We start from the raw sequence: 20,447 nt of genomic DNA on the forward strand, positions 1-20,447 counted from the left end.
GACGGGGTGCCGGTAAGAAACCCCCAATTCGCGGGCACTCAGTCGACTGGGGTGTCGAGCCAGGAGCCCTTGAGCATGAGAGTGCGGCCGCTGAACTCGGCCAGAGAGTTCCACGCGAGGATCCGCTCGGGGACGAGGCGGACGTACAGGAACATGTCGGGGGCGTTGCGGGGATCGGTCGACACCTTCGCGAAGGCCTCGGCCGAGGCGGCGTCGATGTCGGGCACGCCGAGCAGGGTCGCGCGGGCGTCGATCATGATGACGTCGGCGGTGTCCCCGATCGCCAGCCGCGCCTTCGGCCTGGCCCGCAGGTTCGAGATCGTGCGGCTGCGCCGGAAGGTCGCGGTGGTCAGCGTCGAATCGTCCCATACGTAGGCGACCGGGATCAGGTGCGCCCCGTGACCATCACTCCCGGTCGCCAGCCACATCTGGAAGCCGCCGAACAGGCGATCTACGGTATCGGCTCGCCGCCGCGCCAAATCGCGTGGTGCAGGGAGGGGTACTGAGGACATGCGTGCTCCTTCATAAGGACTCATACCCTCAAGACGAACGGGCGGGGCACCGATTCGACACCGCAAGTCACAACAAGATCAACGCCGTTTGGGGCTCATGACACGTTTCTTACCGGCACCCCTGATGGTGACGTCGTCCCCGTGGCGGCGTGCGGCCGGGAGCGTTCCAGCGCTGGGGGCGCTCCAGCGGCGCCTGCTCGCCTCCGCGCTCGACGCCGTCCGGCCAGGCGGTGTCGTCGCCTACGTGACCTGCTCGCCGCACCTGGCCGAGACCGGCGTCGTGGTCGCCGACGTGCTCAAGGGCCGGGACGACATCGAGACCCTCGACGCCCGCGCGTATCTGCCAGAGATCGGAGGACTGGGCGTCGGCTCTTATGTGCAGCTCTTGCCCCACCGGCACAATACCCACGCCATTTTCCTGGAATTTCTCCAGAAAGGTTCTAGTGCAGGGGGCCCTTGCCCTCACAGGCGTTTACCTCTAGCCTCCGTGAGCGTCGGGCGGATTACGTAATCCTCCTATGTCTAGGGAGTGCGTGTGCGACGTTTACTGGCTCTGTGCGTCCTGTCCACCATGCTCGTGGCGGCCCCGGCCCACGCGGAGGCGCAGACGCTGTACGAGGCAGAGGACGCGACGCTGGTCAAGGCGGTCGTCTCCAACGGGTCGCCCGGCTACAGCGGCTCGGGCTTCGCCGACTACGACTCCGCGACGGGCGCCTACGTCGAGTTCGCCGTCCCCGCCGACGCGCCCGCCGAGGTCGACCTGATCTTCAGGTACTCCAACGGCAGCACCGTCGATCGCCCGCTGGACGTCGCGGTGAACGGCGTCAAGATCGCCACCCGGCCCTTCTCGCCCTCCACCGACTGGGCCACCTGGCGCTCCACGACCGTGCGCGCCACCCTGAAGGCTGGCGCCAACACCGTACGCCTGACCACCACCATCGCGAACGGGCCCAACCTCGACAAGGTGACGGTGCGCCCAGTGGTGGAGGAGCCGGGCGACACCGTGGTCACCTCGATGGCCGCCCTCACCGAGGCCATCAGGACCGCGCAGCCCGGACAGCGCATCGTGCTGGCCAACGGAACCTACGCCGTCGACGCCGCCATCCCGATCGCCGGCAAGAGCGGCGTCACCATCGCCGCCCAGTCCGTCGGCGGCGTCACCCTCACCGGGTCCAGAACCTTCACCTTCAACAGCTCCGCGAACGTGGCCGTCGAGGGCTTCGTCTTCAAGCAGCGGACCGGCATCGTGGTCCCGTCGAACTCCACCGGCATCCGCATCGCCAGGAACACCTTCCAGCTCGCCGAGGTCGACGGCGCCGAGACCCACTTCCTGGACGTCCAGGGAGACGACGCGGAGGTGGCCAACAACCTGTTCGCGGGCAAGACAGAGCACGGCGTCTTCCTGCAGGTCGGCGGCGCGACGATGCCGCTGCGCGTGGCGATCAGGCGCAACCACTTCCGCGACAACACCTCCACCGTCAACGGCAGCGAGGGCATCAGGCTCGGCCTCGGCGCCCTCGGGCAGGTCTCGGCGCGCGCGGTGGTGGAGCACAACCTGTTCGAGAACGTCGTGGGCGACGACGAGGTGATCTCGGTGAAGGCCTCGGACTCCGTCGTACGGCACAACACCATCCGAGGCGGTGCCAAGGGTGTGCTGACGCTGCGCTTCGGCTCGCGCAACACCGTCGAGGGCAACCACATCATCGGCGGCGACAGGGGGATGCGCGTCTACGGCGCCGAGCACACCATCGTCAACAACCACATCCAGGGCGTGCGGCGGGACGGTGTCTACCTCGGAGCCGGTTACGACGCCATCCACGACGCGGCCGTCAGGGTCAAGGTGCTGCTCAACACCGTCGTGAACGCCGGTGGCGCGGCCATCTCCGCGCAGGGCGGCTCCAACCCCGCCACCTCCCCGCTGGTCGCCGACAACCTGTTCGCCCGCGCCTCCCAGGGAACGCTGATCTCGCTCGGCAACGCCGTCACCCCCACCGTGCGCGGCAACCTGTCGTGGGACACCGTCTCGGGCACCAACCCCAAGCTGGTCCAGGACGCCAACGGGATCCTTCGTCTCAGCTCCGGCAGCCCGGCCGTCAACGCGGCCAAGGGGGGCTACCCGGCCGTCTCGCGCGACCTGGACGGCCAGACCCGCCAGGGCGCCGCCGACGTGGGTTCCGACGAGTACGCGCCGGAGATCGGCCCCGGCCCGCTGACCGCCGCCCAGGTCGGCCCCAAGGCGGGCTAGCAAGCCGCCCTCAGCCTGCTCGGCGAGGTGCCCACCGGCAAGATCCGAACCACCACCCCCGACGGACGACTCGTCTTCCACATCTTCGCCGCCCTGGCCGAGTTCATCCGCGAGCTCATCGCCGCCGGCACTCACGAGGGCCTGGCCGCCGCGAAAGCCCGCGGCCGCACTGGGGGCCGCCCGACAGTGGTCAACGCCGAGTTGCTGAAGGCGGCCCGTGATCTGCTACCTGATCCCGGCCGGTCGGTCACCTCGATCGCCAAGCTGCTCGGCGTCAGCGTGGGAACGCTGTACAACCACATCCCCAACCTGCAAGAGCTCCGCTCAGGACAGCAGTCGAGTCTCAAGTGGAGGGCCTGGCCTCGACAAAGGGCGCTCCTTTGGGGCTGGTGACACGTTCGTTAACGGCACCCCGCGTTGGGGGTTGACGGCGATGCGTTCCTCGCGCGGCGGGTGCCGTGGAAGGTGGTGGCGTACGCCTCGACGATCCCGCGTGCTTTGGTCTCGTCATGCTGACTCCCGGCCTGCAACGCCAGCCGATCATCGAGCCGCTTGCGACCCGGATGCCGGAACCGCCGCTGACGCTTGGGTGGCGCGGCGGCGGGCACGAGCCCGCGCTCGAGCAGCTTGAAAACTCAGAGATCGTCCTTCGTCAGGCAGCTCACGATGAAACTGGTCTGCCCCAGTCCTTGGTAGGGGGAGGTGAGCTCCACCTTGAAGTAGCCGGTCTCCGACCGGGTCGTGCTGTACCAGCTGGTGATGGTCTTGTCCTGGGCTCCCGATGAGGTGAACGAAGTGTTGCCGCCGCCGAGGTACACCCACTGGTTGCTGGTCGCGTTGCTCCTGCGGTACCACCGGTAGCCGACCGAGGCAGGGCCGTTGGTCACCGTGAGCTTCGCGCTGAGCGCGAACACGGCGGGCTGGTTGATGGCGCATTCCCCTTCGTCCGCGCGTTCCTTGCTCACATCGGACACCGACGACTTCACGCAGACTGTGTCATACGCCGCGGCGTGGGTCTCGGCGATGTTGGCGGGCTCGACGACCCTCAGACGCATCGTGCCCTTCAGACTGGTCGTGCTGAAGAAGTTGTTGGTGACCGTCCTGCTGCCGGGCGCGTCGAACGTCACGGAGACGGGCTCAGGACCGGGCCAGGGCACATTCTGGCTGTTGACCCACACGTACTTCACGGTCGTCGGTTCGGAGACCGTGATCATCGCTGAGACCGTGTGCCGCAGCCCGTACGCCGTCTCGTCACACGGACCGGTGTAGGCCGCCGGAGCAAGCTGCATCTGCGACGCGATCACCTCCGGGTTCACCGTCGGGGTCACCGTCGGGGTCACCGTCGGGGTCACCGTCGGGTTCACCGTCGGGGTCACCGTCGGGGTCACGGTCGGACTCGCGGTCGGGGTCACCGTCGGGCTCGGCGTCGGACTCGCGGTCGGGGTCACGGGGCGGATGACCATGCCCGATTGTTGCGTGATCGCCGCCTGTACAGACCCGGGCAGCAGTGCCGCCAGCAGCACGGCGGCCGCCACCAGCGGCAGGAGAAATGCTGAAGACCTCACATCACGCCTTTCGTGATCGGAAGAGGCGCATGGTTCCCGACCCAAGTGGGAAGCGACCTGTGGTTTGCTGCAATGGCTGCTGGGAGCCCTCGACGGTCGGGTCGGCTCCCATGGCGCTGGGACAGCGCCCAAATACTGCCGTTGCCCGCTGTCCGGGCGGCGAACAGGCGGGCTTCAGCGGCGTGGTAGGGCCAGACCGGGGCGGAGGGCGAGCAGCACGCCGAGCGTGGCGTAACCGAGGAGAAGGTGTCCGCCGCCGACCCAGCGCGCCCCGTCCTCGCCGCCCAGTATGAGCGCCGGCATGGTCACCACGAACCAGCTTTCTGCGATCAGCGGCCACCAGCGCAGCGGTCCGCTCCATCGCCCGGCCACCGCCAGCTTCACGCCGATGACCATCATGCCGAGCATGGACAGCGGCCAGAACACATCGAGGATGCCCATGGCCAGGTGATCCTGGGCGGACTCGGGCAGCAGGCCGTTCAGCAGCGACCACAAGGTGGCCAGCCCGAGCAGCACAAGCTCGACTTTGAGTATGGCCAGCGAGACGCGCGAGTCGCCCGTGGCCCGGGTCCGGATCTGGACGGCGATCAGGGCGAAGACGCCGAGTTGGAAGGCGACCCCGGTCAGGCTGCCGATGCGCTCCTCCACTCCGTCGTTGACGGTGCCGAAGAGAAAGATGCTGGTGGCCCAGGCGAGGGTGCCCGCGGTGAGCGCGAGGCCAAGCCGGCGCACGGTGGCGGGCGTGATGAGCTCGCTGGCGATCGGCCGGTCGTGCTGAGAGACGTCGGTCCTGGCCGTGGCCGGGGTTGTGGTGAGCTGTGGATCCATGGGGTTCCTTTCTGCGTGCTGGCATCAGGGTCCTGGCCGGCAGACCCGGGCGGGCAGAGTCAGGTGTCCCGGTTCGTCCCGGGACTGGTATCCCAGGCTCATAGGGACACTTCTGGGATGTAATACGTGGCATGACAGGAAGGGGACGCGCCGGGCTGCCGCTCGTGCTGGCCGTCGCAGCACTGGCCATCGCCCTGGTGACGGCGGCTTTGGACGCGCGGGCGGCCGGCGTGCCGATCCCGGAGGCGGCGCAGCTGGACCCGGGATGGCCCGCGGCGCTGTCGGGGCTGGCGATGCTCGTGCCCGGCGTTCTGCTGTTGCGCATGCTGCCGCGCCATGCGGTGGCGTGGGTGCTGACCGGCTTCGGGTTGCTGGTGCTGGCCGACGGGATGGCGTCCAGCTGGGCGGCCTACGCCCTCTACGTCGCGCCTGGGGCGCCGGGTGCCTCGGCCGCCTACTGGTTCTACGCGCGTTTCGGTGCGACGCTGCTGCTTGCCCTGCCGGTGCTGATCCTGCTGTTCCCTGATGGGCGGCTGCCTTCGGGCCGGGTCTGGCGGCCGCTGGCGATGACGAGTCTGGCGTTGACGGGGCTGCTGCCGGCGCTGCTGGTCATCGCGCCCATGGAGGCGATGACACGCTTTCACGGTGTTGCGTTGCCACCCGAGATCGCCCGCCTGAGCCTGGACCCGCTGGCGGTGCGGCTGCCGTACACCTTCTGGGAGAGCGCGCTGCAGGTGGCCTACGCCTCGATCCTGGTGAGCATGCTCGTGCCGTTCGCGGTGGCCGTGCGGCGGTACCGGGCGGCCGATCCGGAGGGGCGGGCCCAGATCAAGTGGCTGATGTGGGCGGCGCTGGTGGACACGGCCGTGCTGCTGTTGCCGCTGCGCGTGCCGCCGCAGGTGCCGTCGGTGCTGATGGGCCTGACGATCGCGCTCACTTCGGCGGCGGTCGTCGTGGCGGTCGCCAAGTACCGGCTCTACGATGTCGACCGGCTGCTGTCGGCCACGGTGGCCTACGGCGTGCTGGCCGTGCTGGTGGTGGCGGTGGACGTGGCGGTGTTCGCGGCGGCGGGCAGTGTGCTGGGCGAGCGTGACTCGGCGCTGGCGGCGATCGGGATTGTCGCGGTGCTGTACGCGCCGTTGCGCGGCTGGTTGTGGCGCGGGGCGCGGCGGCTCGCCCGCGGCGGCGGGCACGACCCCTACGCCGCGGTCTCGACGCTGGCCGAGCGGCTGGAGCTGGCCACCGACCCCGGTGAGCAACTGCTCGCGGTCGCCTCGACGCTCTCCGAGGCGTTCCGGCTGGCCTACGTGCGGGTGGAGATCGAACGCCCGAACGGCGAGCGCGCCGTGGTCGAGCGCGGCACGCCGCGCGGCCCGTCGGTGTCGCTGCCGGTGGCCTACCGGGGCGAGGTGGTAGGGCGGCTGATGCTATGCCGCGCCGATTTGAGCGAGCGCGACCAGCGGCTGCTGGGCGACCTCGTACGGCAGGCCGCCGCGGCGGCGCGGGCCACCGAGCTCAGCGCCGACCTGCAGCGCATCCGCGCCCGCCTGGTGCTGGCCCGCGAGGAGGAACGCCGTCGGCTCCGCCGTGACCTGCACGACGGGTTCGGCCCGAGCCTCGGCGCGCTGCGGCTGCGCATCGAGGCGGCACGCAACCTGGCGGCCACCGCGCCCGCCCAGGCCGACCGGCTGCTGGAACAGACGGCCGCCGACATCGGCGACGTACTGGCGGACGTGCGCAGGCTGGTGCACGATCTGCGCCCACCCGCCCTCGACGAGCTCGGCATCCTGCGCGCCATCGAGCAGCAGGCCGGTCGATTCCGCTCGGCCGCGCTCGACATCCGCGTCAGCGGCGACGGCCCGCTGGACGCGCTGCCGGCGGCGGTGGAGGTGGCGGCCTACCGTATCGTGTCCGAGGCGTTGGCCAACGTGGTCAAGCATGCGGGCGCGGCGCGCTGCGACATCACCCTCAGCGTGCGGGACAGGAGACTCGAGGTGGCGGTACGCGACGACGGCGGCGGCATCGGCCCCGACGTGCCGGCCGGAGTCGGCATGCTGTCGCTCCGCGAACGCGCGGCCGAGCTCGGCGGCGACTGCCAGGTCAGCTGCCCGCCCGGAGCCGGTACCCTCATCGCCGCGCGACTGCCGATCCAGGAAGCAGACAGTGCCTGAAAAGACGATCCGCGTGCTGGTGGCCGACGATCATCCCGTCTACCGCGAGGGGCTCGCGGTGCTGCTCGGCTCGATCCCCGGCATCGAGGTGGCCGGGACGGCCGCCGACGGCGGGCGGGCCGTCGAACGTGCCGCGGACCTGCAGCCCGATGTGGCGGTGATGGACGTGCGGATGCCGGGGCTCGACGGCATCGAGGCCACCAGGCGGATCGTCGCCGACAGCCCCCACATCAGCGTCGTGGTGCTGACCATGTCGGAGGAGGACGCCACACTGTTCGCCGCCGTGCAGGCGGGCGCCCGCGGCTACCTGCTCAAGGGTGCGGGGCAGGATGAGATCGTGCGCGCCATCACGGCTGTGGCCCACGGCGAGGCGATCTTCGGGCCGGCCATCGCGCTGCGCGTGGCCGAGTTCTTCCAGGGTGCCGCGTCCGCCGACGACCCAGTGTTCCCACAGCTGACACCGCGCGAACGGGAGATCCTGTCCATGGTGGCGGCTGGCAGGTCCAACACGCAGATCGCCTCGGCCCTGCAGCTGTCGCCGAAGACAGTACGCAACAACGTCTCCAACATCTTCGCCAAGCTGCACGTCGCCGACCGCGCCGAGGCCATCGTCCGCGCCCGCGACGCCGGCCTCGGCCGCTGACCTCACCCGGGGCGGCGCGGTGCGACCAGCCCGGATTCGCGCTGGGGCCCCTCGGGGCTCGCGCGAGCAGCCGGAAGTAACCGCTGTGATCACTGCACTGTGCGTGTTCGCGGCACCTGGGGTGAGGTGTAGTCCGCGGGCGCTTGTCCGTCTTGGGGTCGGGGTCGGTCGCGGCGGGCCGCGCGCCTTCGTAAGAGTGGGCGGCGGCGGGCTGCCGTCAGGACGTGGCCAGGCGGGCTCGCACCTGGTCGATCAGCGGAGCCAGGTGCCGGCCCGCGGCCTGCGCTGCTTGCTCGCCATCACCGCCGGCGATGGCGGCGAGCAGTTCCTCATGCTCGCGCGTGCCGACGTCGGACAACCGGGGGTCCGCGGTGGCCTGGCTCATCCCGGCGGCGACCACAGAGGAGATAGCCCGGTACAGGTCGATGAGCAACTTGTTGTGGGAAGCGTCCACCAGGGCGAGGTGGAAGTCGATCGCCCGCGCGACGCGGTCCTGGATGGTGCCCTCGTCGGGACCGCCGGCCAGGTCCGCCAGCCGTACCAGGTCGTCCGGCGTGTGCCGGGATCCGCTGGCGCGTACGGGTCGGGGCGCCATGGCGGGATGTACCGGAGTGCTACGGCTCCTGGCAGGCGGTCTACAGCCTGTTTCGCCGCTGGCAACGGGCCGGCCTCTGGCAGCAGGTCCTCCCCCGGCTGCCGTCCAGGATCCTCGCGCTGACCACCGTGATCTGGCACAACGACAAGACCAGCCAGCCGATCACACGATCCCTGATCGCCTACGACCGCTGAACGTGGCCAGACCGCTGGACTCATTCATCCAGGCGGCGGTACTTGTCGTGGTCGTAGCCGCGGTCGGCGAGCACCGCATCAGGCCGTCGGAGGCGTCGCCCTTACCGCGTCAGGTGCGCCGAGATCCCTGCCAACGGCCACAAAGGCTTCGCAGTGACTTGACCCATTGTGTGACATTAAGGAGATCTTGCCAGCAAACGCTAAGGTAAGATCTTGTGCAATCGCTCACGCCGGAAGATTTACGTCAGATCGGCCCCTATCGGCTCGCTGGTGTACTGGGGCGGGGTGGTCAGGGAACGGTTTACCTGGGCCAGGGGCCGTCCAACGAACAGGTCGCGGTCAAGGTGTTACACGCTGGAGCCGCGACGGATGAGAACGCGCGCCGCCGGTTCCTACGCGAAGCCGAGGCGGCTCGCCAGGTTGCTCCGTTCTGCACGGCGCGCGTGCTGGACACGGGTCTGGTGGGCGGCCGGCCATACATCGTCAGTGAACACATCCCAGGCCCTTCGCTCGACCTGCTGGTCAGGACCGAGGGTCCGCGTTCGGGCAGCGGGCTGGAGCGGCTCGCGGTGACCACGCTCACCGCGCTGGCGGCCATCCACCGGGCCGGGATAGTCCACCGTGACTTCAAGCCGCACAACGTGATCATGGGGCCTGAGGGACCCGTGGTGATCGATTTCGGGATTGCCAGGGTGACCGCCCAGACGGCCACGCACAGCGTGGTGGGCACCCCCGTCTACATGGCGCCGGAGCAGTTCGGCGGGGCGCCGATCACCCCGGCGGCCGACCTGTTCAGCTGGGCGACCTCCATGATCTACGCGGCCACCGGGCAGCAGGTCTTCAGCGGAGACACCTTTCCGGTGATCATGCACGCCATCCTGACTCGCGAACCCGACCTGTCGGCTGTTCCGCAGGAGCTACGCCCGGCGCTGGGGGCCTGTCTGGCCAAGGACCCCGCGGCCCGGCCGAGCGCCGCCGCCCTGCTGCGCCGCCTGACGGGCGACGAGGCTCCCGCCCCACTCGCGCGGTGGCCCACGGCGCACGCCACGATGGGCATGTCAGAGGCCGAGCAACTCACTCTCCGCCCGCACCTGTCGACGCAGGAGAATCGGCCTGCCGGCTGGGCGCAGCCGCCTGGGCAGCCTGGATGGGGCGTCCCTCCCCAGCCTCCGCCCAGCGGCCGCGGCCGGTCGAAGAAGATCGGCCTCGCCGTCGGCGCTGGAGCAGTTGCCCTGGTGCTGGCCGTGGTGGGCGTGCGGGCCGTAGTCAAGAACGCGGTCCGGGGAGCGCTGTCGAGCGGTCAGTCCTCCACCTCCCAGCCCGTCTCCACCTACTCCCCCGAACCGAGCCCTTCCGACACACCTTCGCAGACGCCTTCTCAGACAGCTTCGGAGGAGCCGACCGAGGAGTCGTTCAATCCCGCGGACCTCAACAAGGAGAGCACCGACCCGACCCCGATCACGGCCGACGCCCTGCTTCCGCAGTCCTTCACGAGCGCCAAGGGGGTGCGTTTCAGCCGCAAGGCGTTTGGGGTGGAGGACTGCCCGAGCCCGTGGCCCGACGCCAGAGTCAAGTCCGCCCTCCGCAAGGCACGCTGCGACGACATGGCGGTGGGTGCCTATATCAGCTCGGGCGCTCCGAACGGGCGCATCATGGTAACCGTCTGGGTCGTTCCGCTGAAGGACTCGGGCAGGGCCGGCACCGCGTACTCGAGGCTCAAGAACGTCTATGTGCAGGACTGGGGGATCCGGTGCCCCCAGACTGGGCCGGGATCGACCGGCATCTGCTTCACCTCGAACTGGTGGAACGTGCAGTTGTACTCGTGGACCGGGCAGACCGGCCGATATGTGATCCGTACCCTGGCCGTCTACACGAACCTCACCAGAGACTCCAGCGCGACGAAGTGGCTCAAGGACGCCTCGCATGCGGCGTTCAAGGAGTCAGGCCCCATGGTCTACCAGGACGGACAGTGATCGGACGGCGTGGGGCCGGAACCCGGCCAGCGCCTCACGTCCCACCGGTGTCGATGGCCACGCTCCACCACCAACCGATATGCCAGCTCAACCAGCCGATGGTGGGAACCGGGACGGGATCGGGCTCGGTCTCCGTCCAGTCGGGCACCCATGTTCCGCGGGCCACGTTGGAGGAGTGGGACAGCCGCGCCGCCGGAAAGGCGCATGAGCCGATTCTGGTGATGATCTCGCCGATACGGTGACCGTCGTGGGCGCTGCGGGCACCGTTCACCAGATCAAGGTCACCCTGCGCGAGGTTCACCCTGGTTACGGCGATGTCTTCGCTTTCGCGCGCCTGCGCCGTATCAGGCTCACCACCACGACGAGCACGGCCAGGGCGCCGAGCAGGATCCATGACGCGCGTCCCAGCAGCCGCTCCAGGTGGGCGGCGGAGGCACCCGCGAACGCGCCCAGGCTCACGTATAACGCCGACCACAGCAGCGATCCCGCCAGCGAGGCGGGCAGGAAGCGCCCGTACCGTACCTGGGCGGCGCCGGCCGCGGCCGGCGTGAGTGTGCGCACTATGGGGATCAGCCGGGTGATGAACACGGCCGCCGCGCCGTACCGGTGCAGTGCCGCTGTGGCGCGGTCCCAGTGCCGCACGCCGAGCCGCCGCACCACCGCCAGCTCGCGCATCCGCTCGCCGTAGCGGCGGCCCAGCAGGTAGCCGACGTGATCACCTGCTGTGACGCCCAGGGCGACGAGCAGGAGCATGACGGCGAACCGCACGGGCGTGGCGGCGGCGGCTCCGAGTAGCAGCACGCCCGTTTCCCCGGGAAAGATCGACCCGACGCCCAGGCCGGACTCGGCGAACGCCATGAGCCCGGCCACCGCCCCCACCACAGGGAAGGGTACATCGCTGATCGCCCGAACGACCTCCGTAATGAAGTCCACCCCGCCACCCCCGTTGATTCGCCGAACATCCTTGATCGCCGCTGTCGGGCACCACTCGAGCCAGGTTGCGATCAAGAAATGGCCGCTGGCGCATCCGCGGTTCCACCTTGACTTCCCCCGACCAGCAGAACCCGGTGGAACGCTGGTTCACCGAGCTGACGACCAAGCAGATACGACGCGGAGTCCACAAGACGGTACACGTGCTAGAAAAGGACGTCCGCACCTGGATGCTCTTGACACGGGGACCCAAGCCCTTCGTCTGGACCAAAAACCGCCGAAGAGATCCTCGACGCTCTCGCGTCTTGTGTCGACGTATTTCCGACTAAGGACACGAGCAGCCCGGCGAACGTCGGCGTCGGCTTCCCTCACTGTGCCGGGAGTGCCCGTCGCAGCGGCTCGTCCGGCAGCGCCGTGCGGTCGATACCGATGGTGTCGAGGGCCTGAACGTCTGGCCCGGTCAAGCTCCCCGTACGTGGCGATCTTGTATTCGACCGCTGTGAGGGAAAGGGTCAGCTCACGGATCCGGCGGCGGGTGGTGTCGCGATGGTCGACCAGCACATCGAGCCGCTCGGGCACCGTGTCCCCTCCGGCGTCGACGAGCGAGATGTAGTGCTGCAGGTCACGCATCGGCATACCGGACAGCAGAATCCGGGTAAGGAACACCGGTCGCCGAACCGCTTCGGCGTCGTGGACGTGATGACCGTTGCCGTCGCGGGCCACCTCGACCAGCCCGGCCCGCACGTATTAGCGCAGCGTGTGGGGTGAGATGTCGAGGAGAGCGGCGACCTCGGCGATCGTCATCGTCCCGGGTAGGTCGGCCAGATCGGCGAGGCGGGCCTCGACCGACTCGGACCGTCGTCCCCAAGCGCTTCGAGCGCCCTGGTCATCAGATCGTCGGTGGCCATGACCACGAGCCTAGATGGGCCGGACCGAGGCGGGGACGCCCTCGAAGTCGGCGCGGCGGGCGGTCTCGGCCCACCGCTCGACCTCGTCCAGGCCGCGCCGGTAGGCGCCCGAGATACGCTCGACCGCCTCGCGTCCGAGCGGCAGCCGCAGCGGCACCTCGGCACTGTGCGCCAGGGACACGATGATCTCGGCCGCTCGCGCCGGGTCGCCCTCCTGGCGGCCGTCGGTCCCGGCCATGTCCGCACGAACGCCGGCGAGCAGGTCACGGTAGGTCTCGGACGGCTCGGCGAACTCGAGCACGTCGCCCCCGTTGAAGCCGGTACGGAACCGGCTGGGCTCGACGATCATCACGCGGATCCCGAACGGCGCGACCTCCCCTGCCAGGGCCTCGGACCAGCCTTCCAGGGCGAACTTCGACGCGGAGTACGCCGACACGCCGGGGAACGACGCCCGCCCGCCCTGGCTGCTCATCTGCACGATCGTCCCGGCGCCTTGCGCGCGCATCGCGGGCAGCGCCGCGCGGACGAGCGCGGCAGGGCCGAACAGGTGCAGATCCATCAGCTCACGCGCTGCGCGTCGCTGACCTCCTCGACCGCTCCGACCACGGCCCGGCCCGCGTTGTTGACGAGCACGTCGAGCCGGCCGAAGCGGTCGAGGGTGTCGTGCACGAGGCCCGCGGCCGCGGAGATGTCCCGGGCGTCGAACTTCGCGACCAGGCAGCGGTCCGGGTGGGCGGCCTCCAGGTCGGCCACACTCTCGGGCCGGCGCACCGCCGCCACCACGTGGTGGCCCCCCGCGAGCGCCGACTCCGCCAGTGCGCGCCCGAAGCCGCGGGACGCGCCGGTGATGATCCAGGTCTGTGTCGTCATGGCGGGAACGCTATGGCTTCGAGCGCGCTCAAACGCAAAACGGACGTGACCACCACAACGGAAGATCGCGACCGGAAGGGCGGTAAGCAACGCCTCAACGCCTACTTTCTGGGTGTTCGCGAGTAGGTCTGAGCTGCGCAATCACCTCGGCGGTCGTCCTACTCCAATGTCGGCACCCGCCGGTCTCGCCATGTCCAGCGCCGCGCTTGCCATGCTCCACCAGCCGCCTGACACCACCCGAGCCCGAAGCACCCCTTCCACAAGAAAGGCTCACCGCTACTACGACGCGGAGCCGTCGGGCGGCTGGGCGCCTGCCCGGCAGGCGCCGTCTCCCAAGTCCGCCGAACGCCAGGCCGTCGCCGTACGCCCGCCGCGCCGCCCGTACCTCGCGGCCCGCCCGTGGTCACACCGCCGCCCAGCTGCGGCACGATGATCGCCACGGGGCCGATTGCCGTCGTCGGGGCGATCGGTGAGAGCCGGGTCGTTCCTCACCCCGGCTCACCGAGGAACGTGGCTGGCCTATAGCTCCTCCTCCACGGCGGCGAGGCCCTCCTCGCTCGCGGGTTCGGGAAGCTCCTCCTCGTACCCGAGGATCTGCGCCATCAGCCGCCGGTAGTGGTGGAAGAGCCGCACCGCCTCGTCCGGATCACCGGCGGGAACCGCGGACTCCGGACCTTCCTGCTCGTCACCCCGATCGGGCGGTACGAACTCTTCATCGATCACGTGAAGGATCGGCGGCTTCTGCCGGAAGGATGCCGCCATGCCGCCGCAACCTGGCACCGGGCTCCGACGATACCGACTGCGCGCCGTGTCGTGCGGAACGTGCACGGGCCGTCCTCCCTGACGAGCCCGGTGGGCGGGCGAAGGAACCGCGGCACTGGCCCGTTCGTCATCACCCATGTCGACGACGCCCGCCGAAAGGGGCCCTCATGCGCAGCGCGCTCTTCAGGAACCTGGACACCCAACAGGTTCCCGCCAACTTCGCCCTGCAGAACTCCAAGATGCTCCGCATCCAGCTGCCCGACGAGGTGCTCGCCAGGCAGGGCTCGATGGTCGCCTTCCAGGGGCAGATGGACTTCGACTACGAGGGGGCGGGCGGGGTCGGCAAGCTGTTCAAGAAGATGATGACCGGCGAGGGCGCGCCGCTCATGCGGGTCAGAGGGCAGGGCCTGCTGTTCCTGGCCGACAACGCCGACGACATCCATCTGTTCTACCTCGAGAACGAGGCCCTGACCGTCAACGGCCGCAACCTGCTGGCCTTCGACGCCCCGCTCACCTGGGAGATCAAGCGCGTGCAGGGCGCGGGCGTCGCCGCGGGCGGACTGTTCAACATGACGATCAGGGGCACCGGCTGGGTCGCGGTCACCGCCCACGGCACCCCCGTGCTCCTCGACACCTCGCAGATGCCCACCTTCGCCGACGGACAGTCCGCCGTGTGCTGGAGCGCCGACCTGCACGTGGGTGTCAACCGCACGATGAAGGCCGGGGCGTTGATCGGCCGTGGCAGCGGTGAGGCCATGCAGCTCGCGTTCCAGGGGCAGGGCTTCGTTCTGGTCCAGGCGAGCGAGGGTCCGCCGGTGGTCCAGGCGCAGTAGCGTTCCCTGGAGCGTCAGGAGGGGTGGGCGAACCGCCGTGGCTTCCGTCGTCCCTGTCGGCTGCGAAGCTGTTGGCTGTCCGTTCTAGGGAAGCGGTTCGAGGAACTCCAGACGGTTTCCGTAGGGGTCTTCGCTGTAGAAGCGGCGCATCCCGGGAAAGTCGTCGTCGAAGGCGACGGGGTAGCCGGCCTCGCCCAGCCTCCGGGCCCAGTCGTCGAGGTCACGGACCAGGATGCCAGGGTGCGCCTTCCGCGCAGGACGGAAGTCGGCCTCGACACCGAGGTGCAGCTCGATGCCGTGGCCGCGGAACCAGCAGCCGCCACGGGCGGCGAGGACGGGAGGCTTGGGAATCTCGGCCAAGCCGAGCACGCCCGCGTAGAACTCCCGCAGGACGGGCTCGCTGCCGGGCGGACAGGCCAGCTGGATGTGATGCAGCACCCACGACTCCTCACGCCTATCTTGATGGGAAGGTACCTCGATCGCTCTCCAGTCGACGAGAGCGTGCCCGGGGGTACCTCACCGGGCCCGTGTGCTGCCTGGGGCGAGTGGGGACGATGGGAGTATGCCGAGACGTGTCGATCAGCCACGCGAGCCGCGAGCACGCCGCGGAGTGTCCGCCCAGGTAGAGGTGCTGGTGTCCGCGTTGTGCGGCGTGGCGGTCGCTGTCCCCCTTATCTGGGTCAGCTCTCCGGCGCTGGGCGTGCTGGTGGGCTGGGACACCGCATGCGTGGTCTACATGACCTGGATCTGGACCGGGATCCTACGGCGTGACGCCGCGGAGACCGCACGACGGGCGACCACGACCGATCCCGACCGCGCCGTCACCGACATCGTGCTGCTGACGGCGGCCGTCGCGAGCCTGGTCGCGGTCGGCATCGTCATCGTGCGGGCCACGCACAGCGAAGGGGCCGCCGAACTGGTCGGAGTCGCGCTGGGCCTGGCCTCGGTCGTCCTGTCCTGGGCGGTGGTCCACACGGTGTTCACCCTGCGGTACGCGCATCTGTACTACGCGGGGCCCGATGGCGGCATCGACTTCAACGGATCGGGCCCGCCCTCCTACAGCGACTTCGCCTACCTGGCCTTCACCATCGGCATGACCTTCCAGGTGTCCGACACCGCGCTTCGCTCCACGCTGATACGTCGTGCCGCCCTGCGCCATGCGCTGCTGTCCTATCTGTTCGGCACAGGCATCCTGGCCACCACGATCAATCTGGTGGCCAGTCTCAGCAGCAGGTAGCGCTCGGCTGCTGGGACGATCGTGGTCGTCCCGGCTACGACGCCCCGCGTTCCGGCCGCTCCCCCGCACCCGCCTTCGCGGGCCGCAGCCCGAACAGGAAGCGGGTCAGCCTGGTCCGCCGCACCAGCAGGTCATAGGCGAGCACGGTCAGGATGAGCGAGCCGGCCGCGATGACGGCGTACTTGACCGCGATCGGCGCCTCCCAGCGCACCACCTGGTAGGCGACGGCGACCACGATGGGCTGGTGCAGCACGTACAGGGGCAGCACGGCCTCGGACAGATAGCCGCGCAGAGCGCCCCCGCGCGGGGGACGGGATGCCGGACCGGCGGCTGGACGGGTGGGTGCCCTGTCGAGGAAGCCGAGGATCGCCAGCAGCCAGCACCATCCGGCCGCGCCGTACAGCGCCCGCCCGAGGACGGCGAGCGGCGCGGAGGCGGTGAAGGCGTCGTCTCCCGCGGACAGGAGCACGGGCACCCCGGCCGCGAACAGCGCCAGCCCACACACGGCGACCAGGCGCAGGTCCCGGCGCACCGCCTGGCGGAAGCGCTCGTCGGCGGCGAACGCGAACCCGTAGCAGAAGAAGATCAGGTACGCCCACCGGCTCCACCCGGCGTACTCCTCCTCCAGCCCGAGGATCATGCTGGTCAGGGCCAGCGGCAGGGCGGGCAGGAGCACCGCGCCGCGCCTGCGGGTGAGCTCGGCCATCCGCTCCCCGAGGCGCGGAGGCGTCCGCCACCGGGCCGCGAGCGCCAGCAGCAGGGAGAAGGTCAGCAGGAGGACGAGGAACCACAGGTGCCCGGTCTCGAAGTACTCGCCCTGCAGGACGAAGGGGAACTCGGCGAGGTCCAGCTCGACCTGGAAGAACCGGGGCAGGAACTCCAGGTACGACTCCTGGTGGGCGGGGTCGGCACGCCAGCGCAGCCACTGCGGCACAGGGACGATGGCCACCGTGGCGAACACCAGGGGCACCGCGATCCTGCGTAAGCGCTCCGCGGCGTAGCCGGCAGGGCCGCGGCGGCTCAGCGAGTGGCGGGCGGCCAGGCCTGCGACGTAGAAGAGCAGCGGCATCGCCCACAGCACGCCCAGCACGGTGACGACCATGGTGACGCCGGTGGTCTCGGCGTTCTTGACGTAGAAGTCGTCGCGCGCGTCGAACACCAGCGCCGAGTGGAAGAGCACAAGCCCGGCCACCACCACGACGCGCAGCAGGTCCACATCCGTCCGCCGCTCGGCCGCGGGCGCGGTCTGTGAGGAGGTCACGGTCAGCCGCCGGAGGGGAGGGAGGCGCGCCTGCGGGCCGCGTGCGCCGCGGTGACCACGGCCAGCACGACGGCGGGAGCGAGCAGGTCCTTGGGCCAGAAGTCCAGCGGGCACGCCTCCGCCACGCTGACCGCGGCCCACACCACGACGTTGACCGCCAGCACCGCACCCCAGACGGCCCACAGCGTCTTCAGCCACCGGGGCGCGCCCCCGCGCACCGGCGGCAGGCTCTGCCGGCGTTCGGTGGGCAGGTCGGCGAGCAGCCCCGCCAGCTCGCCGCGGGTGGTGGCGCCCAGCGCCCGGCCCACCCGGTCGTCGAACTCCTGGAGATCGAGGCAGCCCTCCTCGACGGCCAGCCGCAGCCGCCGGGTGGCGGCCTCGCGATCGTCGTCCGATGCCCGCACGTCGCGGTGCTCGGCCATCTCTACCTCCTGTGGGGGCTACAGGGACGCCTCGCCGGCCTCGCGGGCCAGGAAGCGGTCGATCTCGGCCTGCTCCTCTGCCGTGAGATCGCGTTCCGCGCGCCGCCGCCGCGCCTCCGCCCTCAGGTGGGGGCGGGCCGCCGCCGGGTCGACGCCGTCGAGGAAGGCGGCGAGCAGGCCGGCCCGTCCCTCCTCCAGGGACGGCTGCGTGACGGTGGCGGTGGCCAGGATGAGCCAGGTGCACGCGACGTCCGCGCCCGGCGCGCCCCTCGCGGCGTTGGCCCAGTCGACGACCCTGGGGCCGTCGCCGGTGAGCAGCACGTTGCCGGGATGCAGGTCCAGGTGGAGCAGCCGGTTCCCTGGACGGCCGGCGGCGGCCTGCAGCCAGCCGGGCGACCGCACGGTCGACAGCCGCCGCAGCAGGCCGGCCAGGAGCTCACCGTGCTCGGCGGCCCGTCCGGGGGCGCGGGCCGTCTCCTCGAGCAGGCTCGGCCCCGCCACGTGCTCCATGAGGATGTCGGGCCCGTCGGCGTCGAAGACCTCGGGGGCGGGGAATCCGTGCCGCCGGGCGTGCCGCATCACCGCGGCCTCGCGTTCGAGGCTGCGGCCGTCACGCGAGCGGCGGACGACCCGGCCGGGCCCCGCCTCGAAGATCTCGCAGTCATAGCCGGCGGCGATCAACGATCCAACCTGCATATCTGTCAGATTAGGCGGTAAAGCCGGAAAAACAGTACCTCAGCGCGGTGACCGTTATTTCCGGCAACTTCCTGCCAGCGGGCGGGCCGGTATTTATCGCTAGCGTGAGACGAACATGGATTCGACCCTCATTCACCTGCTTATTCCATTGAATATGGGGAGGTGACACGTTGCTGGTGGCAACCGACCTCGTCAAACGTTATGGCGAAATCCAGGCGCTCGACGGATTCACTCTGAGCGTGGCAGCCGGAGAAATCGTCGGGCTTCTCGGGCACAACGGCGCGGGCAAGACGACCTTCGTCGAGATCGTGTCGCACCTGATCCGCCCGGACGGCGGCAGGGTGACCATCGACGGCAAGCCGCCCGCCGCCGTACGCGGCCAGGTCGGCGTGGCTCCCCAGCACATCGCCCTGTACCCGTCGGCGACCGTCCGGGAGCATCTGGAGCTGTACGGCAGGCTCTCGGGGCTCCGGCGGGCCGCGCTGCGCTCGGCGATCGAGGACCTGGCCGCCGTGCTACGGCTCACCGAGCTCATGGACAGGCGGACCGGCAAGCTCTCGGGCGGCCAGCAGCGCCGCGCGCAGGCCGCGACGGCGCTCGTGCACCGGCCTGGCCTGCTGCTCCTCGACGAGCCCACCGCCGGCGCCGACCTGGAGACCCGGCAGGCGATGCTCGACGTCGTCAAGCAGCGCGCGGGCGAGGGCGCCGCCGTCGTCTACACCACTCACTACCTGCCCGAGCTCACCGAGCTGCAGGCCACGATCGCGGTGGCGCGCGACGGCCGGGTCATCGCCAGGGGCAGCTACGAGGAGCTGGCCAAGGATCTGCCGGGCGAGGTGCGGGTGACGCTGGAGGGCGAGGAGGAGCTCAGGATCTCCACCTCGGATCCGGCCGCGACGCTCATCGACCTCCTGCACCACGCCAAGCGCCCGATCAGCTCGGTGGACGTGCGCAACCCGTCCCTGGACGACCTCTATCGATCCCTGGCGGTCCACGATGCTCCTTGACGCCCCACGGCCCGGCCTCGGCGTGCTCGGCTCCGTGCACCGGATCGCCGCCCTGGCCAGGCTCAACCTGCTCCTCCGGCTGCGCGACCCCGGGCAGATGATCAGCTACGTGGCCATGCCGATGGTGCTCATGCTGGTGCTCAGGCCCCTGTACGTCAGGGCGCTGGACGCCGGCGCCACCCAGGTGGCCACCGGCCTGATGGTCATGTTCTCCGTCTTCGCGATCTCGCTGGCGGGCAACGCGATCCTGTCCGAGCGCACCTGGCGCACCTGGGACCGGCTGCGGGTGAGCCGCGCCCCTGCGGCCGAGCTGCTCATCGGCAAGACCCTGCCGTTGTTCGTGGTGATGGTCGCCCAGCAGTCGATCCTGCTCGTGTACGGCTGCCTGGCGATCGGGCTGCCCGTTCCGCCCAATCCCGCCATCGTGCTCATGTCCATCGTGATCTGGGCGTTCGCCCTGCTGGCGATCGGGGCGGCGCTCGCCACGATCGTGCGCAGCCATGGCGAGCTCAGCGTCATCTCCGACGTGGGCGCGCTCACGCTCAGCTCGCTGGGCGGGGCCCTGGTGCCGCTGAGCCTCATGCCCGAATGGGCGCAGGTGGCCGCGCCCGCCTCGCCCGGTTACTGGGCCCTGACCATGATGCAGTCCGCGGTCGCCGGGGACGTGGCGGGCACCCTGCGCCCGGCGGCCGTCCTGCTGGCGATCGGCGTCATGGCCGGCGCGTTCGCCGCCCGCAGGCTCGCGCGCGGCTGGGGCCGCGGCGGGCTGATGTGAGCACCTGATGCGGGCTCCTG

At 70.2% G+C, this 20,447-nt stretch carries 21 protein-coding genes and 3 pseudogenes; 12 read left to right on the top strand and 12 right to left on the bottom strand.

All coding sequences use genetic code 11. The annotated features are described in order from the left end of the window. Positions 1-38: 38 nt before the first annotated feature. Positions 39-512 (bottom strand): pyridoxamine 5'-phosphate oxidase family protein, encoded by a 474-nt coding sequence (locus tag FHR33_RS05230; RefSeq protein ID WP_183644270.1) that lies wholly within the window; start codon positions 510-512, stop codon positions 39-41. Positions 513-636: 124 nt separating this feature from the next. Between FHR33_RS05230 and FHR33_RS05235 the strand changes: the two genes are divergently transcribed. Genes FHR33_RS05235 through FHR33_RS05245 form a run of 3 tightly spaced genes read left to right on the top strand, consistent with a single transcriptional unit; the run spans position 637 to position 3,150 of the window. Next, positions 637-1,023 carry a hypothetical protein gene (locus FHR33_RS05235; RefSeq protein WP_312895996.1) on the top strand — a complete coding sequence of 129 codons (387 nt, stop codon included), beginning with the start codon at positions 637-639 and terminating at the stop codon, positions 1,021-1,023. Positions 1,024-1,047: 24 nt separating this feature from the next. Then, entirely contained in the window at positions 1,048-2,757 is a 1,710-nt protein-coding gene (locus FHR33_RS05240; protein WP_183644276.1) for a chondroitinase-B domain-containing protein, read from the top strand. A gap of 27 nt (positions 2,758-2,784) precedes the next feature. Continuing rightward, on the top strand, positions 2,785-3,150 hold the full coding sequence (locus FHR33_RS05245) for a recombinase family protein (RefSeq protein ID WP_312895372.1): 366 nt from the start codon (positions 2,785-2,787) through the stop codon (positions 3,148-3,150). Between the two features lie 242 nt (positions 3,151-3,392). On the opposite strand, the gene FHR33_RS05250 is transcribed toward FHR33_RS05245, so the two are convergent. Next, complete coding sequence (locus FHR33_RS05250) at positions 3,393-4,322, bottom strand: hypothetical protein (RefSeq protein WP_183644279.1); 930 nt, start codon at positions 4,320-4,322, stop codon at positions 3,393-3,395. A gap of 174 nt (positions 4,323-4,496) precedes the next feature. Continuing rightward, positions 4,497-5,150: a hypothetical protein gene (locus tag FHR33_RS05255; protein ID WP_183644282.1), complete on the bottom strand. Its 654-nt coding sequence runs from the start codon at positions 5,148-5,150 to the stop codon at positions 4,497-4,499. 131 nt (positions 5,151-5,281) lie between these two features. Here FHR33_RS05255 and FHR33_RS05260 point away from each other — a divergent pair, with 131 nt between their 5' ends. Together FHR33_RS05260 and FHR33_RS05265 are read left to right on the top strand one after the other, a co-directional pair. Further along, positions 5,282-7,321, top strand: coding sequence for a sensor histidine kinase (locus FHR33_RS05260; protein ID WP_183644285.1), 2,040 nt, complete (start codon positions 5,282-5,284; stop codon positions 7,319-7,321). Beyond that, entirely contained in the window at positions 7,314-7,964 is a 651-nt protein-coding gene (locus FHR33_RS05265) for a response regulator (RefSeq protein ID WP_183644288.1), read from the top strand. The genes FHR33_RS05260 and FHR33_RS05265 overlap by 8 nt, the downstream gene beginning before the upstream one ends. A 217-nt stretch (positions 7,965-8,181) precedes the next feature. Here FHR33_RS05265 and FHR33_RS05270 read toward each other — a convergent pair whose 3' ends face one another. Further along, a complete protein-coding gene (locus FHR33_RS05270) occupies positions 8,182-8,559 on the bottom strand; it encodes a FadR/GntR family transcriptional regulator (protein ID WP_183644291.1) in 378 nt (125 codons plus the stop codon). Here FHR33_RS05270 and FHR33_RS53650 point away from each other — a divergent pair. Next, positions 8,535-8,588: pseudogene (locus FHR33_RS53650) on the top strand (hypothetical protein); the annotation flags it as partial. The gene FHR33_RS05270 and the pseudogene FHR33_RS53650 sit on opposite strands and share 25 nt — an antisense overlap. A 380-nt stretch (positions 8,589-8,968) precedes the next feature. After that, positions 8,969-10,726 carry a serine/threonine protein kinase gene (locus FHR33_RS05280; protein WP_183644294.1) on the top strand — a complete coding sequence of 586 codons (1,758 nt, stop codon included), beginning with the start codon at positions 8,969-8,971 and terminating at the stop codon, positions 10,724-10,726. Positions 10,727-10,775: 49 nt separating this feature from the next. Here the strand turns inward: FHR33_RS05280 and FHR33_RS05285 are convergent. Next, a pseudogene (locus tag FHR33_RS05285) lies at positions 10,776-10,883 on the bottom strand (DinB family protein); the annotation flags it as partial. A 149-nt stretch (positions 10,884-11,032) separates the two neighbouring features. Then, positions 11,033-11,659 carry a DedA family protein gene (locus FHR33_RS05290; protein ID WP_312895373.1) on the bottom strand — a complete coding sequence of 209 codons (627 nt, stop codon included), beginning with the start codon at positions 11,657-11,659 and terminating at the stop codon, positions 11,033-11,035. A gap of 543 nt (positions 11,660-12,202) precedes the next feature. Between FHR33_RS05290 and FHR33_RS05295 the strand changes: the two genes are divergently transcribed. After that, entirely contained in the window at positions 12,203-12,424 is a 222-nt protein-coding gene (locus FHR33_RS05295) for a hypothetical protein (RefSeq protein ID WP_183644296.1), read from the top strand. A gap of 150 nt (positions 12,425-12,574) precedes the next feature. Here FHR33_RS05295 and FHR33_RS53185 read toward each other — a convergent pair. Together FHR33_RS53185 and FHR33_RS05305 are read right to left on the bottom strand one after the other, a co-directional pair. Further along, positions 12,575-13,434, bottom strand: a pseudogene (locus FHR33_RS53185) (SDR family NAD(P)-dependent oxidoreductase). A 519-nt stretch (positions 13,435-13,953) separates the two neighbouring features. Beyond that, positions 13,954-14,196: a hypothetical protein gene (locus FHR33_RS05305; protein WP_183644299.1), complete on the bottom strand. Its 243-nt coding sequence runs from the start codon at positions 14,194-14,196 to the stop codon at positions 13,954-13,956. A 167-nt stretch (positions 14,197-14,363) separates the two neighbouring features. Between FHR33_RS05305 and FHR33_RS05310 the strand changes: the two genes are divergently transcribed. Next, positions 14,364-15,029, top strand: coding sequence for an AIM24 family protein (locus tag FHR33_RS05310; protein ID WP_183644302.1), 666 nt, complete (start codon positions 14,364-14,366; stop codon positions 15,027-15,029). Positions 15,030-15,113: 84 nt separating this feature from the next. Here FHR33_RS05310 and FHR33_RS05315 read toward each other — a convergent pair whose 3' ends face one another. Beyond that, positions 15,114-15,467 carry a VOC family protein gene (locus FHR33_RS05315; protein WP_183644305.1) on the bottom strand — a complete coding sequence of 118 codons (354 nt, stop codon included), beginning with the start codon at positions 15,465-15,467 and terminating at the stop codon, positions 15,114-15,116. A gap of 124 nt (positions 15,468-15,591) precedes the next feature. On the opposite strand from FHR33_RS05315, the gene FHR33_RS05320 reads away from it, so the two are divergent. After that, positions 15,592-16,266, top strand: a complete 675-nt coding sequence (locus FHR33_RS05320) for a DUF1345 domain-containing protein (RefSeq protein WP_183644308.1) — start codon at positions 15,592-15,594, stop codon at positions 16,264-16,266. 34 nt (positions 16,267-16,300) lie between these two features. Here the strand turns inward: FHR33_RS05320 and FHR33_RS05325 are convergent, their stop codons facing one another. From FHR33_RS05325 to FHR33_RS05335, 3 genes are read right to left on the bottom strand one after another with little or no spacing between them, the layout of a single operon-like run. After that, the gene (locus FHR33_RS05325) at positions 16,301-17,527 is read right to left on the bottom strand and encodes an acyltransferase family protein (RefSeq protein ID WP_183644311.1); all 1,227 of its coding nucleotides are present in this window, start codon (positions 17,525-17,527) and stop codon (positions 16,301-16,303) included. A gap of 2 nt (positions 17,528-17,529) precedes the next feature. Beyond that, positions 17,530-17,949 carry a DUF1707 SHOCT-like domain-containing protein gene (locus tag FHR33_RS05330; RefSeq protein WP_183644313.1) on the bottom strand — a complete coding sequence of 140 codons (420 nt, stop codon included), beginning with the start codon at positions 17,947-17,949 and terminating at the stop codon, positions 17,530-17,532. Positions 17,950-17,967: 18 nt separating this feature from the next. Continuing rightward, a complete protein-coding gene (locus tag FHR33_RS05335) occupies positions 17,968-18,645 on the bottom strand; it encodes a phosphotransferase (protein ID WP_183644315.1) in 678 nt (225 codons plus the stop codon). 176 nt (positions 18,646-18,821) lie between these two features. On the opposite strand from FHR33_RS05335, the gene FHR33_RS05340 reads away from it, so the two are divergent. Further along, positions 18,822-19,652, top strand: a complete 831-nt coding sequence (locus FHR33_RS05340) for an ABC transporter ATP-binding protein (RefSeq protein ID WP_312895997.1) — start codon at positions 18,822-18,824, stop codon at positions 19,650-19,652. Next, positions 19,642-20,427, top strand: coding sequence for an ABC transporter permease (locus tag FHR33_RS05345; RefSeq protein WP_183644321.1), 786 nt, complete (start codon positions 19,642-19,644; stop codon positions 20,425-20,427). Before FHR33_RS05340 ends, FHR33_RS05345 begins: the two co-directional genes overlap by 11 nt. The last annotated feature ends 20 nt before the right edge of the window (positions 20,428-20,447 follow it).

It is taken from the genome of Nonomuraea dietziae, assembly GCF_014195505.1.
GTDB lineage: Bacteria > Actinomycetota > Actinomycetes > Streptosporangiales > Streptosporangiaceae > Nonomuraea > Nonomuraea roseola.

Bases quoted from the DNA above. Each gene is read 5' to 3' on its own strand.
- FHR33_RS05230 (WP_183644270.1), bottom strand. From the start codon at position 512: ATGTCCTCAGTACCCCTCCCTGCACCACGCGATTTGGCGCGGCGGCGA.
- FHR33_RS05235 (WP_312895996.1), top strand. From the start codon at position 637: ATGGTGACGTCGTCCCCGTGGCGGCGTGCGGCCGGGAGCGTTCCAGCG.
- FHR33_RS05255 (WP_183644282.1), bottom strand. From the start codon at position 5,150: ATGGATCCACAGCTCACCACAACCCCGGCCACGGCCAGGACCGACGTC.
- FHR33_RS05260 (WP_183644285.1), top strand. From the start codon at position 5,282: ATGACAGGAAGGGGACGCGCCGGGCTGCCGCTCGTGCTGGCCGTCGCA.
- FHR33_RS05270 (WP_183644291.1), bottom strand. From the start codon at position 8,559: ATGGCGCCCCGACCCGTACGCGCCAGCGGATCCCGGCACACGCCGGAC.
- FHR33_RS05295 (WP_183644296.1), top strand. From the start codon at position 12,203: ATGGTCGACCAGCACATCGAGCCGCTCGGGCACCGTGTCCCCTCCGGC.
- FHR33_RS05305 (WP_183644299.1), bottom strand. From the start codon at position 14,196: ATGGCGGCATCCTTCCGGCAGAAGCCGCCGATCCTTCACGTGATCGAT.
- FHR33_RS05310 (WP_183644302.1), top strand. From the start codon at position 14,364: ATGCGCAGCGCGCTCTTCAGGAACCTGGACACCCAACAGGTTCCCGCC.
- FHR33_RS05320 (WP_183644308.1), top strand. From the start codon at position 15,592: ATGCCGAGACGTGTCGATCAGCCACGCGAGCCGCGAGCACGCCGCGGA.
- FHR33_RS05330 (WP_183644313.1), bottom strand. From the start codon at position 17,949: ATGGCCGAGCACCGCGACGTGCGGGCATCGGACGACGATCGCGAGGCC.
- FHR33_RS05335 (WP_183644315.1), bottom strand. From the start codon at position 18,645: ATGCAGGTTGGATCGTTGATCGCCGCCGGCTATGACTGCGAGATCTTC.
- FHR33_RS05345 (WP_183644321.1), top strand. From the start codon at position 19,642: ATGCTCCTTGACGCCCCACGGCCCGGCCTCGGCGTGCTCGGCTCCGTG.